Below are 22060 nucleotides of genomic sequence, written 5' to 3' on the forward strand. Positions count from 1 at the left end.
ACCCGATGAGGGTCGGCCGCCGCCCGGTTTTTCGGGGCCTCGTGGCGGGCCGTCAGCCCAGGTGCCGCAGCCGCCGCAGGTCCTTGACGCGCACGTACCGGATCTTGCAGTGGTCCTCGTACGGATCGCCGTCCGCGCAGACCAGGTAGCGCACCGGCTGCATCGGCAGCCAGGTCATCCCGAGCAGCCAGCGGTGGAGCAGCCGCCAGAACCCCGGCCGCCCGGCGTCGGTCTCGCGCACGACGCGCATCCGCAGCATCCACTTGCCGAGGGAGGCCCGGAAGATCCAGGCGCCCAGCACCTGGTTGACGATCGACAGCCCGAAGACGCACGCCACGGCCAGGAGCAGGGGATCGACTCCGGGCGTGAACTTCGGGAGGACGTCCATGCCGAGGGGAAAGCCGCCGCCCAGGGCCAGGACGCAGTCCACCGCCGCCGCGAACATGCGCCGCTCGTCACCGGCCGGTTCCGGGACGCGCACCGGTTGGGGAGGCTGCGGCTGCGGGGAAGGGGGCGCGTACGGCTGGCCGTACGGCTGGGCGTAGGGGTTGCCGGGCTGCGGCGGAGGGGAATGCGGAACGGGCTGGTGCTGCCCCCGTGGATCACTCATGCTCAAGATCTTGCCAAGGCCCGGGACGGGGCCCGGCGGCGCCCTCCCCGCCGAGTGGCGGTCCCGCCGTACCGGGGGAAAATGGACCGCAGAGGTCTGACCGGGAGGCAGCGATGGCCGAAATCACCACTCCCTATGAGCCCGGCACGCCCTGCTGGGTCGATCTGATGGCCCCCGACCAGCAGGCCGCCCTCGACTTCTACACCGGGCTGTTCGGCTGGTCCGGGGAGATCGGCCCGGCCGAGGTCGGCGGCTACACGGTCTGCACGCTGAAGGACCGGCCGGTGGCGGGGGTGATGGCCGCGCAGGCGATGGACGACCAGCCCGCGCCGCCGACCGTCTGGACCACCTACTTCGCCTCCACCGACGCCCAGGCCACCTCGGAGGCGATCAGCCGCAACGGCGGCACCGTGCTGCTGCCCGTCATGGACGTGATGGACCTCGGGAAGATGCTGGTGGCGGCCGACCCCACCGGGGCCGTCTTCGGCGTCTGGCAGGCGCGGGAGTTCCCCGGGGCGGGCATCGTCAACGAACCGGGCACGGTGGTGTGGAACGAGCTGAACACCAGCGACCGCGAGGCGGCGAGCACGTTCTACGCGGAGGCGCTCGGCATCGAGACGACCGCCATGGAGGGCGACGCCAAGGGCTACTACGGGCTCACCGTGAACGGCCGCACGGTCGGCGGGCTCCAGCCGCTGCGGGAAGGGGTTCCGGCCGGGACGCCCTCGCACTGGCTGGTCTACTTCTCCGTCGAGAACACCGACCGGACGGTGGCGAAGCTGTCGGCGGAGGGCGGGACGGTGCTCAAGCCGCCGTTCGACATGGTGGCCGGGCGGATGGCCCTGGTGCAGGACCCGCAGGGCGCGCCGTTCGCGGTCATCGCCCCGCAGCCGATGAGCTCTTGAGCCGGAGCAGGAAGGAGCCCCCGGCGGTCGCCAGCGCCTCGTACCGCGCCTGCGGGTGCAGCTGCTTGGCGTACGCGAGCTCCTGCCGCACCGTGCGCCCCGGCGGCTCCGCCAGGGCCAGGTACTGCGGGGTGACGCCCTGGGTGTCGCCGACCCAGAAGACCCGGCAGCGGCTGGTGAGGCGGGCTATCGGCCCGACGTTGGCCTCGACGGTCGCGCCGTCGGGTATCCGGTCCAGCAGCCGCTCCACCGCGTCGACGTGGGGCGGCTTGCGGTAGGTGGCCCCTTCGGCGAGCCCGGCCAGCGGCAGTGAGGTGGTCAGGGCCAGGGCGGCGGCGCAGACCGCGGCGGGCATCTGACGGGCGTAACGGACGAGCCAGCCGCGGCGGCCCTCCCCGATCCGGTCGAGCGCGTCGACCAGGGCCAGGAAGACGACCGGCATCAGCACCGCGCTGTAGTGCCAGTCCGTGCCCCAGTAGTGCTCGTCGTGGGAGACGAAGCGCCAGCCGAGGGTGGGCAGGGCGGCCAGCAGCAGCGGGGAGCGCAGCGCGAGCAGCCCGGTGGTCGGCAGCAGAACCCACAGCAGGGTGCGCAGCGCGGTGACGAACGGGATGGTGGCGTCCGAGCCGCCCCCGCTGCCGACCTTGTCCCAATAGCCGTACGAACCGGCCCCGTTGAAGCCGGGGATGACGACGCCGAGCGCGAGCGCCGACCCCAGGATGCCGAAGCCCATGAGGGCGACGGCGAGCGGCACGATGCCCGGCACCCGCTCGCGCAGGGCGCGTATCGCGATGACGACGCCGATGGCGGCGACCGTGGCGCCCATGTCCTCCTTGACGAAGACCAGCGGGGCGGCCCACAGCATCGCCGCGTACCAGCGCCGGAGGATGACCGCTTCGAGGGAGAAGGCGATGAGCGGGATGGCGAAGCAGATCTCGTGGAAGTCGAAGTCCACGGCGCGCTGGAGGCCCCAGGCCAGTCCGTACGCGATGCCGATCGCGAGCCCCCGGGCCCGGCCCAGCAGCCGGGCGGCGGTCCGGGCCACGGGGACGGCGGAGAGCGCGAACAGGGCGGCCTGCGCGACGAGCAGCGTGACCGGGCTCGGGAAGATCCGGTAGAGCGGGGCGAGGAGGGCCGTGATGGGGCTGAAGTGGTCGCCGAGGATGTTGGCGCCGGGGCCCTTGAGGTCCGCTATCGGGGCCTGGAGGTGCGCGTACGCCCGTATCGCCTGTTCGAATATGCCCAGGTCCCACGACATGGTGGCCATGCGGCGGTAGCGGCAGACCGACAGGGTCGCGAAGGCGGCGAACAGGGCGAGGGCCAGCCAGTACGGATCCAGCCGCGAGTGGCGCAGCGGCGAGACTACCCGGGCGAGGGGCCGGGTACTACGGCCTGCGGCGGCGGGGGCCCCTTCGGCGGTGGTGCCGGGCGGGGCTGTCGCGGCCGTGTCCATCCAGGGTCCTTAACGTGTGGGTGGCGGTCTGTGCGAAAAGATACGCGAAGGGGGCGGGACGGTTGCGGAAACGGTTCGCGATATCGGGTCGGGCGGGAAAGGGCGCGGCCGTGGCGCTGGCCGCGCTGCTGTCCCTCACCGGATGCCTGCCCGAGGACAAGGGCGGGGACGGGCACGGGGGCGGCACACCGTCCGGGCCGGCGATGTCCGCCGTGGCCTCGCTCACGGTCAAGGGCCGGGCGCCCAAGACGGGTTACGAGCGCGCCGCGTTCGGCAGCCCCTGGACCGACACGGACGACAACCACTGCGACACCCGCGATGACATCCTCCGGCGCGACCTGAGCGGCGTGCGGCTCCGCGACGGCCGGTGCGAGGTGGCCTCGGGCACCCTCACCGACGATCCGTACACGGGCGGCAGCGTGCGGTTCGTCCGCGGCCACAGCAAGATCGACATCGACCATGTGGTGGCGCTGTCGGACGCCTGGCAGAAGGGCGCCCGGGCCTGGGACCGGGACAAGCGGGTCGCGTTCGCCAACGACCCGCTCAACCTGATCGCCGTGGACGCCGCCACCAACCGCGGCAAGGGGGACAGCGACGCGGCGACCTGGCTGCCGCCCGACAAGGGGTACCGCTGCGCGTACGTGGCGCGCCAGGCGGCGGTGAAGAAGAAGTACGAGCTGTGGGTGACGCCTCCCGAGCGGGACGCGATGAAGCGGGTGCTGGGCACGTGCCCGGGGGCGAAGGTGCCCTCGCCGTCCGAACGGGGCTCGGACAGCTGAGCCGGCCGGTGGCCGGGTGCTGACCAAGACCCCGGTGAATCGTTGTCCAAGCAGTGGCCTAGGCCGCGCCGACTCCATACCATCGATCAACGCCAGATCGTTTGTCGCGCCGCACGATCTCTGCCGGGAGGCTCAATGATCCGCCGCCGTACTGCGCTCTCCGTCTCCGCCGCGTCCGCCCTGCTGGTCTGCGCCCCGCTGCTCACCGCCTGCGGCGGCACCCCGCGGGCCGGCTCCGCCGCCGTCCTGGACGACGGCCGGATCACCGAGTCGCAGCTCCAGGCCCAGGTGAAGGACGTGCGGGACGCGCAGCGCGGCTCTCCGAAGGCGGACCAGCTGGTGGCCGCCAGCGGGCAGCTGACCCAGAACACCCTCATCCGCATGATCCAGTTCAAGGTCATCGAGCGGGCCGGCCAGGACAACGGGATCGGCATCAGCCGCCGCGCGGTGCAGCGCGCCCGCGCCGCCGCCGAGCAGCAGTCCGGCGGGGCCGCCGCGCTGCGCGCCGCCTACCTGGAGCAGGGCATCGCCCCGGACCAGATCGACGGCGCCGTCCGCATGGAACTGACCCGCACCGCGCTGCTGCGCAAGCTCGGCGTCGCCAAGGTCAACGCGGTCTTCACCCGCACCTCCAAGGACCTCGCCATCAAGGTCAACCCGCGCTACGGCAGCTGGGACGACACCAAGGGCACCGCGGTCCTCGCCAAGGAGGCCTGGCTGCGCACCTCCACCGCCTCGCAGCAACCGGCGTAGGTTACGTTTCAAGGGTGACCACGCCTGACTCCGCCGCCCCCGCGGCCGACCTCGCCACCGGCCGCGTCGTCCTCCTCACCACCAGCCACCGGGTGGCGCCCGGGCTGCTCTCCTGGCCCGCCTGGCAGGCGCTGCGCGGCGCCGACCGGGTGCTGTGCGGGGATCCCGATCATCCGCAGCTGCCGTATCTGCGCGAGGCGGGCATCGAGGTCGAGCACGCGGTCCCGGCGGCGCGCGAGCTGGTCGACTACTGCGTCGCGGAGGGCGGCCGCAGCGCCGTCGTGATCACCTCGGCCGACGGCGAGTCCGCGCTGACCGACGGGCTGGCCCGGCTGGCGGGTTCGGGCCGCGAGGCGATGCCGGACCTGGAGCTGCTGCCCGGTTCGTACGACCTGCCGGGCGCCCGGCTGCTGGACCTGGTCCAGGTGATGGACCGGATCCGCGCGGAGTGCCCGTGGAGCGGGGCGCGGACCCACGAGGAGCTGGTCAAGTACGGCATCGAGGAGGCGTACGAACTCGTCGAGGCCATCGAGGAGGGCGACCGGGAGGCGCTGCGCGAGGAGCTGGGCGATGTGCTGCTCCAGGTCGTCTTCCACGCCCGGATCGCGCAGGAGCACGAGGACGAGCCGTTCTCGGTCGACGATGTGGCCGGGGCCATCGTGGACAAGCTGATCCGCCGCCATCCGCATGTCTTCGGCGAGGAGGCCGCGGAGACCGCCGAGGACGTCAAGGCGCACTGGCTGCGCACCAAGGCGGCCGAGAAGCAGCGCGATTCGGTCACCGAAGGGGTGCCGCTGGGTCAGCCCTCGCTCGCCCTCGCCGCCCAGCTCGCCTCCCGCGCCCGTACCGCCGGGCTCGCGGTCGCCCTGCCGGAGGGCGAGGGCTTCGGCTACGAGCTGCTCGCGCTGGCGATCCGTGCCAAGGAGGCGGGCGTCGAGCCGGAGACGGCGCTGCGCGCCGCCGCCCGCGCCTACCGGGACGCGATCCTGGCGGTGGAGGGCACGGCCTGAGCGGGACGGGTTAACCGGCCGGTGCGGGGTACCCGGCCGCCATGGATACGTACGCCATGGATCTTGCGGTGCCCCACGACTTCGTGGTCGGTACGGGCCCGCTCGTCGTCGGCATCGTGGTGGTCGTGATCCTCATCGTGGCCACCTGGTACGGCATACGGGTACGGGCCCGGGAACCGGTCCCGACGCAGGAGCCGAAGCCCCGCTCCGGTGCCTGGCAGCAGGTGAACGAGAGCGAGCGCGAGGCCCGGCAGGCGGGTCACGGTCCCGGACATCAGGACGATCAGGACCGGCCCGGCTACCAGACGCAGAACCGGGAGCCCGAGGAGCTGTCCCCGGACGGCGTCCGGCGCCGCCCGCACCAGCTGTGCGGCTCGGGCACCAGGGACTCCGGCCCGGGCGGCAGCGAGGGCCGGAAGACCTGGAGCGAGGGCAGCAGCGGATCGTTCGGCAGCGGCTGACCGCCGGGCGCCGCGCCCCCTGGGTCCTGCCCGGCGGATCTTCGTGGATCAGGCCGCGGCGTCCGGACACCCCTAGCGCCGCTGCCCCGCCGCGACCACGGCCGACAGCACCTCGGCGTCCAGCAGGGTGGTGTCGCCGAGCCGGGAGGCGGCCGCGTAGGAGTTCAGCAGGGCCTTGGTGGTGCGCAGGGCCGCCGCCGAGCGCCGCAGCACGGGCTTGGACCACTCCCTGATCGCGTCGTCCAGTTCGGTTTCGGGGACCACCCGGTGCAGGACGGACAGCTGTTCCGCGCGGGCGGCGTCGAAGCTGTTCCCGGTCAGGATCAGCTCGCGGATCCTGGCGGCGCCCGCCTCGTGCAGCAGCCGCGGCAGGGAGCCGCCCCAGGCGGCCGGGAGGCCGAGGGCGAGTTCGGGCAGCCGGAAGCGGCTGTCGAACGCGCCGATGCGCAGATCGCAGAAGAGGGCGAGCGCCAGACCCGCCCCGATGACCTGTCCGTGCAGCCGGGCGATGGTGACGGCGGCGGTCGTGGCGAGCGCGTCGCATACTCTGCGTGCCTTCCCGCCGATGGTCCGCAGCCCCGATCCGGTGGGGTCGTGGTCGAGTTGACCGGCGAATTCGTGACGGTCCCCGCCCCGGCAGAAATCGGGTCCGGCGCCGGAGAGCACCAACACCCGGATGTCCGGCCGGTTGTGCACCTCTTCCAGTACCACGAGGAGATCGTCGAGGATCTCCTCGCTGATCGCGTTACCGGTTTCCGGAGTGTTGAGTTCCACTCGGAGTTCGGGTCCGTCGCCGGTGATGCGCAGGGTCTTGAGGTCGTTGAACATGGGGTCCTCGTCTTTCGGCGTATTTCGGCCGGATTCAGCGCTCGGTCACGTGCAGCGCGGTGAGCCGCCGGAAGGCGACGCGCGGCTCCCACACCGGGGGAGCGGTGACGCGGAGGGTCGGAAAACGCCTGACGAGGGACTTCAGCAGAACGACGGCCTCCAGCCGGGCCAGGGCCGCTCCGATGCAGTAGTGAATTCCGCCGCCGAAACCGAGATGACTTCCCGTGCGGAGGATGTCGAAGGTGTCCGGATCCGTGTGGTGTGCCGGATCGTGGTTGGCGGCGCCGAGCATCACGTGAACCACCTCGTCCCTCGATATTCGAAAGCCGGAGAGAATGGTGTCCTCGGTGGCGACCCGGGTCGTCAGGTGGATCGGCGGGTCGTAGCGGAGCACCTCCTCGACGGCCTGCGGCACCCGCTCGGGGTGGGACCGCAGCCAGGCCATGCTCCCGGGGTGCTGATCGAGCAGCCACACCATGTTGGAGAGCAGGGTCGAGGTGGTCTCCATCGAGGCGATGACGATGAACATCACCAGGTGGTAGAGGGTTTCGTCGGCGACGGCGCGGTCCGGCTCGATCTCGTCCCAGGTGCGGATCCAGTCGGAGAGGACATCGTCCCCGAGGTTCTGCCGGCGCTCCCGGACGACCTCGGTGAAGTACGTACGCAGGCCCTCGGCGGCCTCGTTCGCCTGGATGAGCTGGCTCTTGGAAGGCAGGAGTTCCTGCGCGAGTCCCTGACCGTGGGTCAGGGACTTGAGGAGGTCGTGATCCGACTCCGGAAGGCGCAGCCAGTGGCTGATTGTTGCCGCTGGCATTTCCTCGCCGACCGTGGTAGCGAAATCCGCTTCCTTGGTGGTGCGCAGCTGCTCGCCGAGGCGGTCGAGCAGGGTGTCGGCGATGCGTGAGACCGGTTCCTCGAGGGTGTCGAGGGTGAATCGGTCGAATATGTTCCCCAGGGACCGCCGCTGCAAGGTGTGCACCGGCGGATTCAATCCCTGAAGGGTCTGGCTGAGCTGTCGAGCGGCCGGCGCGTTCCAGCGATTCACGTCGCCCTGCCGGGCCCGCCATTCAGCGTCGAAGGTCGCCCATTTCTTACTGCGCAACACATGGTCGCAGATATCGTGGGAGAGTAGTAGATAGCCGCCCCAGGGTGCGGGCACAACATCTCCCATCGCCCTGAGTTCCGCATAGATCGGGTAGGGGTTCGACTGTCCTCGCGATGAGCGAAGGCGGGACATGAGTGAAACTACGGAACGTCGGTCGACAATGCTGCCGGCAGCGACAGATTCCACAATGACTCCTTCAAGTCCAACACCCCGGGCATGCCTATCTCTTTTCGCGCGAATTACCGAGAGTGATGTGTGGATCACGCGAATTCGCGATAGGTTCTACCCCCTTGTTTGAACGTTCATTCAGGGTGAAATAGGTTCGAATTGTGGACAACGTCACACCTTCCACCACGCCAAGAAGGAGCTCCACCAGCTACCCTTCTCCGGCTTTTCCTGGGGACGGCTCCGAGGGGTGGCCGAAGGAGTGGCCGAGGGGGCCTGCCGCTGCCCGGTCGGCGGTGCGGAGGTCTGCCGGGGCTGTACCGGGGCGAAGCGGGCGGGCAATCCGGCGAGCGCCCGGTGGAACGGGCCGGGACGCCAGGTCAGGCTGTCCGCGGGCACCGCGAGCTCGATGTCGGGGAGCTGGTTGAGCAGCTTCTCGATGGCCGCCACGGCGATGAGCTGAGCGGGGTCCTTGGCCGGGCAGGCGTGCGGTCCGGCGCTCCACGCGAGGTGGGCCCGCTTGCTCAGGAGCTGGCGGGACGAGGAGAGCTTGGGGTCCGTATTTGCCGCAGCGAAGCTGATGAGAATCAAATCGCCTGCGGCCAGCCGGGTATTACCGAATTCCGTGTCCTGCACGGGATAGTGCGGGGCGTAGTTCGCCATCGGGGCCTGATTCCAGAGGGCGTCGTCGATGGCGTCCTCCACCAGCAGCCCGCCGCCCGAATACCGCTCGTCGGACAGCATGAGGTAGAGCCCGTTGGCGATGAGGTTCCGCTGCGGTTCGGTACCGGCCGAGATGAGCATGACGAGCTGATGAATCATCTCCTCGTCGCTCAGCTTCGCGCCGTGCTGCATCAGCCGGGAGGTGACATCGTTCCCCGGCTGCCGCCGCTTGAGCGCGACCAGTTCGAGGAGGCCCTGGGTCAGCTCCTCGTTGGCCTTTTCCGCGTCGACCCCGCCGTCGAAAATCCCCGAGGTGCCGAAGACCAGTCGGTCACCGATTTCCGGCGGGCAGCCGAGAAGCTCGTTGAAGACCAGCAGCGGCAGCATCTTGGCGTAGTCGTTGAGGAGATCGACCGAGCCGCGGGCGCTGAATTGGGCGATGAGATAAGAGGCGACCTGCTCGACGTGCCGGCTCAGCCAGTGGGGGTCCACCCCCGCCAGGCTGTCCGTCACCGCCTGGCGCAGCCGCAGGTGCTCCGCCCCGTCGGTGAACAGACAGTTCGGGCGATATCCCAGCATGGGCACAACCGGACTGTTCTGCGGTACTTTGCCTTCGTTGAAATCACGCCATCGGCGGGCATCCTTGGCGAAGGCATCCGGGTTCTGTAGCACCTGGAGGGCCGCCGAGTAGTCCGTGACGAGGTTGGCCTCCACGCCGGGCGACAGCTCGACCGGGGCGATCGGCCCGTACGACCGGAGGTGTGCGTAGAAGGCATCCGGGTCGGCCGCGAACTCGGGCCCGTGCAGCGGCACCCGCTCGCCGCCGCCGCTGTGGGCGGGGCAGCCCGGTGGCGGAACCGGGAAGTCCGATTGTGTCTCCATTACGTGCTCCTAGCGGGTACGTTCCTGTAGGTAGCGAACAAGTGCCATCAGCGCATTGGCCGATGACTTCTCGTCACGCGCGTCACAGGTGACGACAGGTGTCTCGGGCAGCAGGTCCAGTGCCTCGCGCAGTTCCGCATCGGGACGGACAGGTGTGCCATCGAAGTGGTTGACGGAAATCGCATAGGGGAGTCCGTACTGTTCCACCAGGTCGATCACCGGGAAGGATTCCTTGAGGCGTTCCGGATCGACCAGGATCAGCGCTCCGAGCGCACCCCGCGTCATGTCCTCCCACACCTGGACGAAGCGCTCCTGTCCGGGTGTTCCGAAGAGATAGAGGACAAGGCGTTCGCTGAGCGTGAGGCGGCCGAAGTCCATGGCCACCGTGGTCGTGGTCTTGCCCCGGGTGCCCATCAGATCGTCGACGTGCGCACCGGCCTGCGTCATCCGTTCCTCGGTGCGCAGCGGGGGTATTTCGGACATGGTGCCGATGAACGTCGTCTTTCCGACCGCGAAGTGCCCCACGACCAGGATCTTGGCCGCGATCTGCACCGCGTCGTCCAGATAGACGTCCTCATCCGAAGCGGGCCTGGAGACCATCCAGTACCTCCTGAAGGAGTGAAACGTCGACGAGCTGGGCGGGAGGCGCGGGGGCGCGCGTGACCAGATAGCCGTCCGACGACAGGTCGGACAGCAGGACCTTGACGATGCCGATCGGCAGTCCCATGTGGCCCGCGATCTCGGCAACCGAGAGATAGCCCCCTGAACACAGGTCCAGCAGGCTCCGCTTCTCCGGGTCGAGCGTCGGAGCACGTCTCTGTTCGGATGCGGTGACCAGGGTGATCAGGTTGAACTGGTCGGTGTCCGGGAGCCCGCGGCCGTTGGTGATGACGTACGGTCGCACTAATCCGGCGGACTCGGGCTCCTGCTCCTCCGGCGCAGTCATGCCTGAACGCCCGTTTCGCGGGGCGGAGTGGTCAGCGCCTTGCCGAGCTGACCGACGAGCTGCTGCATACGGAAGGTGATGTCGGCCATGTCGACATCGGGCGCGGAGGAGACCGCCAGGTACGCGCCCTCGCCGGCCGAGATCAGGAAGACCCAGCCGCCGTCGAACTCCACCAGGGTCTGGCGCCAGTTCATATGGGGGTCGCCGCAGAAACCGGCCATGGTGCGGCTCAGCGACTGGATGCCGCTCATCGCGGCGGCGACGGTGTCGGCCTCGTCCTTCCTGACCTCTTGAGATCGGGCCATCAGCAGACCGTCGGCGGACACCAGGATCGCGTGACGTGCCCCGGGTACTTCCAGGGCGCTGTCAAGCATCCATGACAGGTCGTTGTTCACTGAGGATCATGCCCTTCCCTGTTCGGGTTTGCGGAGCGTCCGGACTGTGTGCCGCGCTGGAACGCGCCCATGATCGAAGCGGTTTCCTCGCTCGTCCGGGCGGGGGCGTTCGCCTCATCTGATCGCGGCACGATGGAGATGGACCCCTTGCGTCGGCGTTTGGGCAGGCCGCCCGCGGTGGAATCGCTCTCCTCGGGGGCGGCGGCCGCCTGGGACGTACGGGGTGCGGGCTGTTCTTCCGGCTCGGGCATGTTGGTCAGGAGGTCCTCGGGAAGAAGCACTACCGCGCGCACACCACCGTAGGGAGAGGCCGAGTCGACGGAGACCGTGAATCCGTAGCGGGAGGCGAGCACGCCGATCACCGCGAAACCGAACTGCGGCGGGTTCCCCAGACCCGTGACACCCGCCGCGCGCTGGGCGGAGAGCAGTTCGTCGGCCCGGTTCTTCTCCTCCTCGTTCATACCGACACCGGCGTCGTCGATGATGATGCAGACGCCCTTGGGGACGGTACGGATGGTGATGTCGATGGGGGAGTCGGGGGCGGAGTAGCTGGTCGCGTTGTCCAGCAGCTCGGCGAGGGCCAGCGCGACCGGTTCGACGGCCCGGCTGACCAGGGCGAAGTTGCTCTGGGAGCGGATCTCGACGCGCGTGTAGTGGCGGATGCGGCCCTTCGCGCTGCGCACCACGTCGTAGACGGAGGCGACGGCCCGCTGACGGCCCAGCCAGCCGTCGCACAGAACGGCGATCGACTGCGCACGGCGGCCGAACTGCGAGTTCATGTGGTCGATCTCCAGCAGGTCCTGGAGAATGTGGTGCTCGCCGTAGCGGTCCTGGAGCTTCGTGATCGCCAGCTGCTGTTCGTTGGCAAGACCCTGAAGCGTTCGCATGGCGGACTTCAGCGCGCTCTTGGTGGCTTCCTCGGAGCGTATCTGAGCGTCCTGAACCGCTGCCGCGTAGTTGTTTTCGAGTTCGGCGGTGCGGTTCTCAAGTTCCGCCTTCTCGGTACTGAGCTTCGCTCTCGCTTTTCGCCCGCGGATAATGGCGGTTGCGGCGAGAGGCGTGCCAGCGATCAGGGCCCAGAGCGCAGGATCCTGTATGTAATGCGTCATAAGACTCTCTTTAAACGACTAGACCGCCAGGGACTGAAGGGTTGGTGCTGGTAAGAATCCGGGTGATATGGAGAGGCGGCGGTAAGTCAGCGCCCGTACGGCGCCCGAGGGGACCGGGCGCATCGCCCTCGACCTGCCGCGGGCAGCGCACAGGCAAGGGTGCGCCGGCACGGCTCCATATGCCCAACTGGCGGCATAGTGCTCCTCAGAGTGGTAACCCTCTCGGCTGATTTACCGGATCGCCGTGTGTCTTACGGGCCCTTGGCTCGCCTGGCAAGCGCGGTGATCGTATCACCAGGGGCAGGTGGCCCCGTGCATGTGCCGGAGTCCCATTCAACCACCTGACACTGTTTCAGCCATCCCCGCATTTTGCCTCATTGGGCGACGTCAGCGCATGTTCCGCAGGTCGGGGTGGTGGGCGCAGCGGCCCGTTCCGGGCGATGGTCACAGCCATCAGATATCGGGCATTCGCCTCGCGCTGTGAGCGCATCGTGGAGGGTGTGTGGAGAAGGTCGTCGAATTGCTTCGACATTAATTGGCTTTACTTGCGCGTTATGGATTTACTTCCGATAAGTGGCGTATCGGAATCCATGGGTCGCGGCCGGTATCGTCGGGGCCGTGTCCGATCAGCCCTGCCCCGCCTCCGCTCCCACCCTCTTCACCTGGGAGTTCGCCACTGATCCCTACCCCGCATACGCCTGGCTACGCGAGCATGCCCCGGTGCATCGGACCACGCTCCCCAGCGGGGTCGAGGCCTGGCTGGTGACTCGCTACGCCGACGCCCGCCAGGCCCTCGCCGACGCCCGGCTCTCGAAGAACCCCCAGCGGCACAGTGAGTCCGCTCACGCCCGGGGCAAAGTGGGCATCCCGGGCGAGCAGCGCGCGGATCTGATGACACATCTGCTCAATATCGATCCCCCGGACCACACCCGGCTGCGGCGGCTGGTGTCCAAGGCGTTCACCCCGCGCCGCGTCGCCGCGTTCGCCCCGCGGGTGCGCGAGCTGACCGACGACCTCATCGACGCCTTCGCGGACCGGGGAGAGGCGGACCTCATCCATGAGTTCGCCTTTCCTCTCCCCATCTACGCGATCTGCGACCTGCTCGGCGTTCCGCGCGAGGACCAGGACGACTTCCGGGACTGGGCCGGAACGATGATCCGGCACGGCGGGGGCCCGCGCGGGGGAGTGGCCCGCGCGGTGAAGAAAATCCGCGCCTATCTGGCCGAGTTGATTCACCGTAAGCGCGCCGCGCTCGGCAACGACTTGATGTCGGATCTGATCCGGGCCGGCGACCACGGTGACCATCTCACCGAGAACGAGGCCGCGGCGATGGCCTTCATCCTTTTGTTCGCGGGTTTCGAGACCACCGTCAATCTGATCGGCAACGGCCTCTACGCGCTGCTGCGCCATCCCGGGCAGCGGGCCCGGCTGCAACGGTCCCTGGAAGAAGCAGAAGAAGGGGACGAGGAACTGCTCGCCACCGGGGTCGAGGAACTGCTGCGCTACGACGGCCCGGTGGAGATGGCCACCTGGCGGTTCGCCACCGAGCCCGTGACCATCGGCGGGCAGCACATCGCCGAAGGAGAACCGGTGTTGGTGGTGCTCGCCGCCGCCGACCGCGACCCCGAGCGCTTCGCCGACCCCGACGTCCTCGACCTCGCCCGCACCGACAACCAGCACCTCGGCTACGGCCACGGCATCCATTACTGTCTGGGCGCCCCGCTGGCCCGCCTCGAGGCGCAGACCGCGCTCGCCACCCTGCTGCGCCGCATCCCCGACCTCCGGCTCGCGGTGGAGCCGGACGACCTGCGCTGGCGCGGCGGGCTCATCATGCGCGGACTGCGCACCCTTCCGGTGACCTGGGGAAAGTGACATCCGGTCAGCCATGTGACCGTGACGTGACCTGAGATACACCGGCTTGTGATGATCGTGTGGCGTCGCTATGTTCAACCGACAAACCGAGCCCCCACACGAGAGGCGATTCGCATGCTTTCCGGGAACGGACGTCACCGCCGCCCCCGCCAGGCTCCGGCCATCGTCGTCGCGGCGGGGGTGACCGGTGCGAGCATCGCCCTCCCGCTCTTCGGGGCGACCGGCGCCCAGGCCGCCCCCGCCGACACATGGGACCAGGTCGCCGAGTGCGAGAGCGCCGGGATGTGGAGCGCCAACGAGGGCAACGGCTTCTACGGCGGCCTTCAGCTGACCCTCGACATGTGGAAGAAGTACGGCGGCACCAGCTACGCCCCGCGCCCCGACCTCGCCAGCCGCTCCCAGCAGATAGCCGTCGCCGAGTCGATCCTCGGCGACCGCGGCCCGGACGCCTGGCCCAGCTGCGCGCTGAACGCCGGGCTGACCGACGGCGGCGACGCCCCGGACGTGAACCCCGGCAGCACGGCGCGCCCCTCGCAGCAGGACGACGCGGAGCGCGAGGACCGCGACCGGTCCGACGCCCGGGACCGCGGCGATTCGGCCGGCAAGGCGCCGGACGCATCGGACCCCTCCGACGCGTCCGCGGAGCCGGAGCGGCCCCAGGACTCGGCCACGCCGGGCGACTCGGACGACTCGAACGACTCCGGCGGCCCGGACGACGACGCGTCCTCCCCGTCCCCCTCTTCCGGCGCGCCTTCTCCCGGCGCGTCCGACCCCTCGCCGACCCCCTCCTCCACCGGGGGCGGCTCCGAAGGTGCCTCCGGCGCACACCGGGGCGAACGGGACGCGGGGGAGCGGCCGAGCGACCACGCCTCGCGCGGCGGTGCCGACAGGGCCGAAAACCCCACGGATGGCGGCTACACAGTGCGTCCGGGTGACAACCTTTCAGCAATCGCCGAAAAGCAGGAATTGGGCGCCGACTGGCGTCGGCTCTACGAGTCCAACGAGAACCTCATCGGAACCGACCCGGATCTCATTCTCCCTGGTCAGCGACTTGATCTCACCGTCAGGGGCCAGTAGTTCGGGGTGATTTGCCCGATCTGGAGCCGGTGAGACATACCTCTCGTCACATTTTCCGGGGCGTCCGAGGTGTCCGGTCTCTCCGCACCCGGCCCCACCTGCGCCGATGTGGGCCGGGTGAGATCGATAACAGCCCTCTTCGCTGCGATAAGGGTGTTTGAACGTTTCCCGCACGTGTGTTTAACGTCTTTCCGCTCGCCACCGCGAGCACCGTCGACCGTCACGCCGAGTCCTGCCGGCGGTCGACCGGTACCGACGCGCCAGCGCCGAAGGCAGGAGCGGGGGACCCAAGGTAAGTGCCGGGAGGCCAGCAAGATCGGCCGAGCGGCTAGGGGTGAAGCAGGGTGCGGACCCCCGCACCCAGCCGGGCAACTCACGCCCGAACCCGACAGCTCACCTCGTAGGCGTCGGTGAGGAAACGAACGAACATGTCCAACGCTCAGGGCAAGCACCGTCGTCCTTCCAAGGCCACTCGTTTCGCCGCGCTCGCCGGCCTCGCCGGAGCCGCTGTGGCCACTCCGCTCATCGGTGCGACGTCCGCCTCTGCCGCCACCACGTCCCAGTGGGACCAGGTCGCGCAGTGCGAGTCCGGCGGCAACTGGTCGATCAACACCGGCAACGGTTACTACGGCGGCCTTCAGTTCTCCTCCTCCACCTGGGCCGCGTACGGCGGTACCGCCTTCGCACCCACCGCCGACAAGGCCGGCAAGGCCCAGCAGATCCAGGTGGCCGAGAAGGTCCTGGCCAGCCAGGGCAAGGGCGCCTGGCCGGTCTGCGGCAAGGGCCTGACCAGCGGCGGCGCCCCGTCCGCCCCGGCGCCGTCCACCCCGTCGCAGAGCCAGTCCGACTCCTCGCAGTCGGCCCCGTCCGCCAAGCCGAAGGCCGCGCCCCGCAGCGCGCCCGAGCACGCCGCGCGTGACCAGGCCCGCGGCCCGATCAAGAAGGGCGACGGCGAGTACAAGGTCAAGTCCGGTGACACCCTCGGCAAGATCGCCAAGGCGGAGGACGTCAAGGGCGGCTGGAAGAAGCTCTTCGAGCTGAACAAGAACATCATCCCGAAGGCCGACCTGATCTTCCCCGGCCAGCAGCTCCACCTGAGCTGAGCAGCCACACCGTAGTCAACGAGCCCCGGCCGGGTGCGCCGCCCCCACGGTGCACCCCGCCGGGGCTTCGGTGCGGTTAGGCTCATGCTGCTACCGAAGTCCCATACGAAGGAGAACCTCGTGCCGTCCATCGACGTCGTCGTAGCTCGCGAGATCCTCGACTCGCGAGGCAACCCCACGGTCGAGGTCGAGGTCGGCCTCGACGACGGCAGCACCGGCCGTGCCGCCGTCCCGTCCGGCGCCTCCACCGGCGCCTTCGAGGCCCTCGAACTCCGTGACGGCGACAAGAACCGCTATGGCGGCAAGGGCGTGGAGAAGGCCGTCCTCGCCGTCATCGAGCAGATCGGCCCCGAGCTGGTCGGTTATGACGCCACCGAGCAGCGCCTGATCGACCAGGCGATGTTCGATCTGGATGCCACTCCGGACAAGTCCTCGCTCGGCGCCAACGCCATCCTCGGCGTCTCCCTCGCCGTGGCGCACGCCGCCTCCGAGGCGTCCGACCTGCCCCTCTTCCGTTACCTCGGCGGCCCGAACGCGCACCTGCTGCCGGTCCCGATGATGAACATCCTCAACGGCGGCTCGCACGCCGACTCCAATGTGGACATCCAGGAGTTCATGATCGCGCCGGTCGGCGCGGAGTCCTTCTCCGAGGCCCTGCGCTGGGGTGCCGAGGTCTACCACACCCTGAAGGGCGTGCTGAAGGAGCGCGGCCTGTCCACCGGTCTCGGTGACGAGGGCGGCTTCGCGCCGAACCTCGACTCCAACCGGGACGCCCTCGACCTGATCGTCGAGGCCATCAAGAAGGCCGGCTACCAGCCCGGCCAGGACATCGCGCTCGCGCTCGACGTCGCCGCCTCCGAGTTCCACAAGGACGGCGTCTACCAGTTCGAGGGCAAGGCCCGCACCGCGTCCGAGATGACCGCGTACTACGCCGAGCTGGTCGAGGCGTACCCGCTGGTCTCCATCGAGGACCCGCTGAACGAGGAGGACTGGGACGGCTGGAAGACGATCACCGAGCAGCTCGGTGACAAGGTCCAGCTGGTCGGCGACGACCTGTTCGTGACCAACCCCGAGCGGCTGGCCCGCGGCATCGAGAACGACACCGCGAACGCCCTGCTGGTCAAGGTCAACCAGATCGGCTCGCTGACCGAGACCCTCGACGCCGTCGAGCTGGCCCAGCGCAGCGGCTTCAAGTGCATGATGTCGCACCGCTCCGGTGAGACCGAGGACGTCACGATCGCCGACCTGGCCGTCGCCACCAACTGCGGCCAGATCAAGACCGGCGCCCCGGCCCGCTCCGAGCGGGTGGCCAAGTACAACCAGCTGCTGCGCATCGAGGAGATCCTCGACGACGCCGCGGTGTACGCGGGCCGCTCCGCCTTCCCGCGCTTCAAGGGCTGACCGCTTCTCGAACCTCGAGGAGCGGACACGTCTGACGCATGTCCCCGGCCCCGGTCCCGTACCGTGGCCGGGGACGGCCCCCACTCAAGCGGGTGCTCAAGCGAAGTCATCACCGGGGAGGCGACGTGCCGGCGGATCGGTTCTCCACCGCGACCAGGCTCAAGGCGCTCGGCGAACACGCCGCCGCCCGGGTCTACCGTGCCCGGATCAAGCGCCGCCGCAGCCGGCTCACCGGCCGGGCCGCCCTCCTCGCGCTGGTCGTCTGCTCCCTGGTGGTCGCGCTGGCCTATCCGATGCGGCAGTACATCTCCCAGCGCTCGGAGATCGCCGACCAGCGGCGCCAGGCCCAGCGCGAGCGCGCCGAGGTGGCCAAGCTGCGCGAGCAGAAGGCCCGGCTGCGCGACCCCGCGTACATCGAGCGGCAGGCCCGCGAGCATCTGCACTATCTGATGCCGGGCGAGACCGGCTTCAGCATGGTGGACCCCGGTGCCCGGGCCGAGCGCTCCACCGACCGGGGCGCGGCCGACCGCCCCTGGTACACCAACCTCTGGGACGCCGTGGACACGGCGGACGCGCCGAAGGCGGCCGCCGCCGCGGACCGCTGACGCGCCGCGCCCGGCGCCCGTCACGGTCGCACCCGGCCCGACACCGATCGAAGAGAACTTTCCCCTCATGGACACGCCCCCTCCGCAGACGGAGCCCACCGCGCCCACCGACGCGGACATCGCCGCCGTCAAGGAGCAGCTGAACCGCCTCCCGCGGGGCCTGCGCGCCGTCGCGCACCGCTGCCCCTGCGGCAACCCCGATGTGGTCGAGACCGCGCCGCGCCTCGAGGACGGCACGCCGTTCCCCACCACGTACTACCTGACCTGCCCGCGCGCCGCGTCCGCGATCGGCACGCTGGAGGCCGAGGGCGTGATGAAGGAGATGACGGCCCGGCTGGGCGAGGACCCCGAACTGGCCGCCGCCTACCGCGCCGCCCACGAGGACTACATCGCGCGCCGCGACGCCATCGAGGTGCTGGAGGGCTTCCCGAGCGCGGGCGGCATGCCGGACCGGGTGAAGTGCCTGCACGTCCTGGTCGGCCACTCCCTCGCGGCCGGTCCCGGGGTCAATCCGCTCGGCGACGAGGCGATCGCGCTGCTGCCCGAGTGGTGGCGCAAGGGCCCGTGCGTGAGCCCCTGCGGAGCCGTCGAGCCGGAACGGGAGGAGACCGCGTGACCCGCGTCGCGGCCGTGGACTGCGGCACCAATTCGATCCGGCTGCTGGTCGCCGACGCCGACCCGACCACGGGTGAGCTGACCGAGCTGGACCGCCGGATGACGATCGTCCGGCTGGGCCAGGGCGTGGACCGCACCGGGCGGCTGGCCCCCGAGGCGCTGGAGCGCACCTTCGCCGCGTGCCGGGAGTACGCGGAGGTCATACGCGGGCTGGGCGCCGAGCGCGTCCGCTTCGTCGCCACCTCGGCCTCGCGGGACGCCGAGAACCGCGAGGAGTTCGTGCGCGGCGTCGTGGACATCCTCGGCGTCGAGCCCGAGGTGATCACCGGCGATCAGGAGGCGGCGTTCTCCTTCACCGGGGCGACCAAGGAGCTGACCGGACACGAGCACCTGAGCGGCCCGTTCCTGGTGGTGGACATCGGCGGCGGCTCGACCGAGTTCGTCAGCGGCGACGACGGGGTGCGGGCGGCCCGCAGCGTCGACATCGGCTGTGTGCGGCTGACGGAGCGCCATCTCGTCGTGGACGGCCAGGTCGCCGAGGTGCCGACGGAGGATCAGATCTCGGCCGTCAGGGCGGACATCGAGCGGGCGCTGGACCTCGCCGAGGAGACGGTGCCGCTCACCGGCGGCTGCCGCCCCGGCGAGGGCGGCCACACCCTGGTCGGGCTGGCCGGTACGGTCACCACCGTCGCCGCCATCGCGCTGGGTCTGACGGAGTACGACCCGGCCGCGATCCACCACGCCCGGGTCCACGCCGGCCAGGTCGGCGAGATCACGGCCAAGCTGCTGACCTCGACCCACGAGGAGCGGGCGGCGATCGGGGCGATGCATCCGGGCCGGGTCGACGTGATCACCGCGGGCGCCCTGGTGCTGCTGTCGATCATGAATCGGACCGGTGCGGAGGAGGTCGTCGTGAGTGAACACGACATCCTCGACGGCATCGCCTGGAGCATCGCCTGAGCGGGACCGATATCGTCTGAGCGGCCCGGGAGGGCCCTTCGGGGGCCTTCCGCGGACCGCCGCAAAAAGAGTTCGTGAAACTCTTCACATGAAAAAGGTGCCTGGTGGCCGCCTTCCGGGCCGCCTCGGGGCCGCTATTGGTGACGGTGTTCATCAACTCGGGCCCGATCATGGCCGATCGGCCCGATCCCCGGGCCGCCCGGGAACCTCGTGGTCTACCCGCGCGTTCAACGACTATTGCTGCTCAGCGGGGCTGGGAACGTCTTGATCCGCTTCCCGGTTCCCCCGCGGCGCTATGGCGTCCGTCACGGGGGCGGCGGAGTGTAGCAGATACCCCCACATTGCTTGTGAAGGGGCTCACGAGGTCCCCCTCGGGGGGTGCTGGATACTCGAATCATGAGCACCACGGAGCGTCCCAGGATCCTCGTTGTAGGCGGTGGGTACGTAGGCCTGTACGCGGCGCGCCGCATCCTCAAGAAGATGCGGTACGGCGAGGCGACTGTCACGGTCGTCGACCCCCGCTCGTACATGACGTACCAGCCCTTCCTCCCCGAAGCTGCGGCCGGCAGCATCTCTCCGCGCCACGTCGTGGTTCCGCTGCGGCGTGTGCTCCCCAAGGCGGAGGTCCTCACCGGCCGGGTGTCGAACATCGACCAGGACCGCAAGGTCGCCGTCGTCCAGCCGCTCGTCGGCGAGTCGTACGAGCTGCCCTTCGACTACCTCGTCATCGCGATGGGCGCGGTCTCCCGCACCTTCCCGATTCCCGGCCTGGCCGAGAACGGCATCGGGATGAAGGGCATAGAAGAGGCCATCGGCCTGCGCAACCACGTTCTCGAGCAGCTCGACAAGGCCGACTCCACCACGGACGAGGACATCCGCCGCAAGGCGCTCACCTTCGTCTTCGTCGGCGGTGGCTTCGCGGGTGCGGAGACCATCGGCGAGGTCGAGGACATGGCCCGCGACGCGGCCAAGTACTACCCGAACGTGAAGCGCGAGGACATGCGCTTCGTACTCGTCGACGCGGCCGACAAGATCCTCCCCGAGGTGGGCCCGAAGCTCGGCCAGTGGGGTCTGGAGCACCTCCAGAACCGCGGTGTCGAGATCTACCTCAACACCTCGATGAACTCCTGCGTCGACGGCCACGTGGTGCTCAAGAACGGCCTCGAGGTCGACTCCAACACCATCGTGTGGACCGCGGGCGTCAAGCCCAACCCGGCGCTCGCCCGGTTCGGTCTCCCGCTCGGCCCGCGCGGCCACGTGGACACCGGCGCGACCCTCCAGGTGAAGGGCACCGACTACATCTGGGCCGCGGGCGACAACGCCCAGGTGCCGGACCTCGCCGGCGGCGAGGGCGCCTGGTGCCCGCCGAACGCCCAGCACGCGCTGCGCCAGGCCAAGGTCCTCGGCGACAACGTGATCTCGGGCATGCGGGGCTTCCCGCAGGGCGAGTACAAGCACGCCAACAAGGGCGCCGTCGCGGGTCTCGGCCTCCACAAGGGCGTCGCGATGATCGTCCTCGGCAAGATGAAGATCAAGCTCAAGGGCCGGCTGGCCTGGTACATGCACCGTGGCTACCACGGCATGGCGATGCCGACCTTCAACCGCAAGATCCGGGTCTTCGCCGACTGGACGCTGGGCATGTTCCTCAAGCGCGAGGTCGTCTCCCTCGGCGCCATGGAGAACCCCCGCGAGGAGTTCTACGAGGCCGCCGCCCCGGTCTCCGCGGCCGCCGCCGCGAAGGCATCCGCCGAGGTCGCCGCGGAGAAGGCCAAGGCGTCCTGACCCCGGACCCCGGCACCGGGCAGCTGAACATCCGGAACATCTGAATACCGAGAGAACGCCGAGGGCGTCCGCCATCCGTGGGGCGGACGCCCTTCGCGTGTGCCTTTTTACCGTTTCCAGACGTGTCGGCGGGACTGTACGGGCGGTTCCATGGTGTTTACGTGGTGAGTATCTTCCCTGACTCGCCATCATGGAGGTGTGCCGAGATGACCCACGCCGCCGCGCGACTCGCCGCCCTGGCCGAGGAGGCGCTGGGAGCCCCGCTCCCCCTCCGCATCCGGGCCTGGGACCGCAGCGAGACCGGTCCGCCCGGCGCCCCCGTCCTCGTCCTGCGGCGCCGCAGGGCGCTCCGCCGGATGCTGTGGAAGCCGGGCGAACTCGGCCTGGCCCGGGCCTGGGTGGCGGGCGACCTCGACGTCGAGGGCGACCTCTACGAGGCGCTGGACCAGCTGGCCGGGCTGCTGTGGGAGCGGGACGAACCCGCGGCCCCGCGCCGGGCCCGCCTCGCCGCGGCCCTGAAGGCCGCGCGCGACCCGAAGGTGCGCGCGGCCGTCCGCGATCTGGTGGCCCTCGCCGGACCC

General features: G+C 69.8%; 22 protein-coding genes, 1 pseudogene and 1 riboswitch. Of the genes and pseudogenes, 14 read left to right on the plus strand and 9 right to left on the minus strand.

The features are described 5' to 3' along the window. Positions 1-52: 52 nt before the first annotated feature. The gene (locus tag EEJ42_RS45235) at positions 53-610 is read right to left on the minus strand and encodes an RDD family protein (protein ID WP_123107958.1); all 558 of its coding nucleotides are present in this window, start codon (positions 608-610) and stop codon (positions 53-55) included. A 113-nt stretch (positions 611-723) separates the two neighbouring features. Here EEJ42_RS45235 and EEJ42_RS45240 point away from each other — a divergent pair, with 113 nt between their 5' ends. Further along, positions 724-1515 (plus strand): VOC family protein, encoded by a 792-nt coding sequence (locus EEJ42_RS45240; RefSeq protein WP_123107959.1) that lies wholly within the window; start codon positions 724-726, stop codon positions 1513-1515. On the opposite strand, the gene EEJ42_RS45245 is transcribed toward EEJ42_RS45240, so the two are convergent. Next, positions 1487-2968, minus strand: a complete 1482-nt coding sequence (locus tag EEJ42_RS45245; RefSeq protein ID WP_123107960.1) for a DUF2079 domain-containing protein — start codon at positions 2966-2968, stop codon at positions 1487-1489. The genes EEJ42_RS45240 and EEJ42_RS45245 overlap by 29 nt on opposite strands. 62 nt (positions 2969-3030) lie before the next feature. Between EEJ42_RS45245 and EEJ42_RS45250 the strand changes: the two genes are divergently transcribed. From EEJ42_RS45250 to EEJ42_RS45265, 4 genes are all read left to right on the plus strand, one after another. Beyond that, positions 3031-3747 carry an HNH endonuclease family protein gene (locus tag EEJ42_RS45250; RefSeq protein WP_246097849.1) on the plus strand — a complete coding sequence of 239 codons (717 nt, stop codon included), beginning with the start codon at positions 3031-3033 and terminating at the stop codon, positions 3745-3747. Between the two features lie 135 nt (positions 3748-3882). Beyond that, positions 3883-4500 carry a SurA N-terminal domain-containing protein gene (locus EEJ42_RS45255; protein ID WP_123107961.1) on the plus strand — a complete coding sequence of 206 codons (618 nt, stop codon included), beginning with the start codon at positions 3883-3885 and terminating at the stop codon, positions 4498-4500. Positions 4501-4514: 14 nt separating this feature from the next. After that, complete coding sequence (locus EEJ42_RS45260; RefSeq protein WP_063736057.1) at positions 4515-5510, plus strand: nucleoside triphosphate pyrophosphohydrolase; 996 nt, start codon at positions 4515-4517, stop codon at positions 5508-5510. A 41-nt stretch (positions 5511-5551) separates the two neighbouring features. Next, positions 5552-5971 (plus strand): DUF6479 family protein, encoded by a 420-nt coding sequence (locus EEJ42_RS45265; protein WP_123107962.1) that lies wholly within the window; start codon positions 5552-5554, stop codon positions 5969-5971. Positions 5972-6043: 72 nt separating this feature from the next. Here the strand turns inward: EEJ42_RS45265 and EEJ42_RS45270 are convergent, their stop codons facing one another. The 7 genes from EEJ42_RS45270 to EEJ42_RS45300 form a co-directional block, all read right to left on the minus strand. After that, positions 6044-6799, minus strand: a complete 756-nt coding sequence (locus tag EEJ42_RS45270) for an enoyl-CoA hydratase/isomerase family protein (protein WP_123107963.1) — start codon at positions 6797-6799, stop codon at positions 6044-6046. A gap of 34 nt (positions 6800-6833) precedes the next feature. Then, positions 6834-8036 carry a cytochrome P450 gene (locus tag EEJ42_RS45275; RefSeq protein WP_123107964.1) on the minus strand — a complete coding sequence of 401 codons (1203 nt, stop codon included), beginning with the start codon at positions 8034-8036 and terminating at the stop codon, positions 6834-6836. A gap of 207 nt (positions 8037-8243) precedes the next feature. Continuing rightward, positions 8244-9614, minus strand: a complete 1371-nt coding sequence (locus tag EEJ42_RS45280; protein ID WP_123107965.1) for a cytochrome P450 — start codon at positions 9612-9614, stop codon at positions 8244-8246. 9 nt (positions 9615-9623) lie between these two features. Further along, positions 9624-10214, minus strand: coding sequence for a GTP-binding protein (locus EEJ42_RS45285; protein ID WP_123107966.1), 591 nt, complete (start codon positions 10212-10214; stop codon positions 9624-9626). Further along, positions 10189-10560 (minus strand): DUF742 domain-containing protein, encoded by a 372-nt coding sequence (locus tag EEJ42_RS45290; RefSeq protein WP_009717315.1) that lies wholly within the window; start codon positions 10558-10560, stop codon positions 10189-10191. The genes EEJ42_RS45285 and EEJ42_RS45290 overlap by 26 nt, the downstream gene beginning before the upstream one ends. Beyond that, positions 10557-10955 carry a roadblock/LC7 domain-containing protein gene (locus tag EEJ42_RS45295; RefSeq protein ID WP_123107967.1) on the minus strand — a complete coding sequence of 133 codons (399 nt, stop codon included), beginning with the start codon at positions 10953-10955 and terminating at the stop codon, positions 10557-10559. Before EEJ42_RS45295 ends, EEJ42_RS45290 begins: the two co-directional genes overlap by 4 nt. After that, positions 10952-12064 (minus strand): ATP-binding protein, encoded by a 1113-nt coding sequence (locus tag EEJ42_RS45300; protein WP_123107968.1) that lies wholly within the window; start codon positions 12062-12064, stop codon positions 10952-10954. The genes EEJ42_RS45295 and EEJ42_RS45300 overlap by 4 nt, the downstream gene beginning before the upstream one ends. A 618-nt stretch (positions 12065-12682) precedes the next feature. Here EEJ42_RS45300 and EEJ42_RS45305 point away from each other — a divergent pair. From EEJ42_RS45305 to EEJ42_RS45345, 9 genes and pseudogenes are all read left to right on the plus strand, one after another. Beyond that, positions 12683-13936 carry a cytochrome P450 family protein gene (locus tag EEJ42_RS45305; RefSeq protein WP_184503580.1) on the plus strand — a complete coding sequence of 418 codons (1254 nt, stop codon included), beginning with the start codon at positions 12683-12685 and terminating at the stop codon, positions 13934-13936. 114 nt (positions 13937-14050) lie between these two features. Beyond that, positions 14051-15013: a LysM peptidoglycan-binding domain-containing protein gene (locus EEJ42_RS45310; RefSeq protein WP_184503581.1), complete on the plus strand. Its 963-nt coding sequence runs from the start codon at positions 14051-14053 to the stop codon at positions 15011-15013. A gap of 254 nt (positions 15014-15267) precedes the next feature. Continuing rightward, positions 15268-15435: riboswitch (cyclic di-AMP (ydaO/yuaA leader) on the plus strand. 6 nt (positions 15436-15441) lie between these two features. Further along, positions 15442-16116, plus strand: a complete 675-nt coding sequence (locus EEJ42_RS45315; RefSeq protein WP_123107970.1) for a LysM peptidoglycan-binding domain-containing protein — start codon at positions 15442-15444, stop codon at positions 16114-16116. Between the two features lie 84 nt (positions 16117-16200). Beyond that, on the plus strand, positions 16201-17517 hold the full coding sequence (gene eno / locus EEJ42_RS45320) for a phosphopyruvate hydratase (RefSeq protein WP_184503582.1): 1317 nt from the start codon (positions 16201-16203) through the stop codon (positions 17515-17517). Positions 17518-17642: 125 nt separating this feature from the next. Continuing rightward, on the plus strand, positions 17643-18122 hold the full coding sequence (locus tag EEJ42_RS45325) for an FtsB family cell division protein (RefSeq protein ID WP_009717322.1): 480 nt from the start codon (positions 17643-17645) through the stop codon (positions 18120-18122). A 67-nt stretch (positions 18123-18189) separates the two neighbouring features. Continuing rightward, positions 18190-18738: a DUF501 domain-containing protein gene (locus EEJ42_RS45330; RefSeq protein WP_123107973.1), complete on the plus strand. Its 549-nt coding sequence runs from the start codon at positions 18190-18192 to the stop codon at positions 18736-18738. Then, complete coding sequence (locus EEJ42_RS45335; RefSeq protein WP_123107974.1) at positions 18735-19697, plus strand: Ppx/GppA phosphatase family protein; 963 nt, start codon at positions 18735-18737, stop codon at positions 19695-19697. The genes EEJ42_RS45330 and EEJ42_RS45335 overlap by 4 nt, the downstream gene beginning before the upstream one ends. A 396-nt stretch (positions 19698-20093) precedes the next feature. Continuing rightward, positions 20094-21479 (plus strand): NAD(P)/FAD-dependent oxidoreductase, encoded by a 1386-nt coding sequence (locus EEJ42_RS45340; RefSeq protein WP_123107975.1) that lies wholly within the window; start codon positions 20094-20096, stop codon positions 21477-21479. Between the two features lie 206 nt (positions 21480-21685). Further along, positions 21686-22060, plus strand: a pseudogene (locus EEJ42_RS45345) (SAM-dependent methyltransferase); the annotation flags it as partial.

This window comes from Streptomyces botrytidirepellens (genome assembly GCF_003721215.1).
GTDB lineage: Bacteria > Actinomycetota > Actinomycetes > Streptomycetales > Streptomycetaceae > Streptomyces > Streptomyces himastatinicus.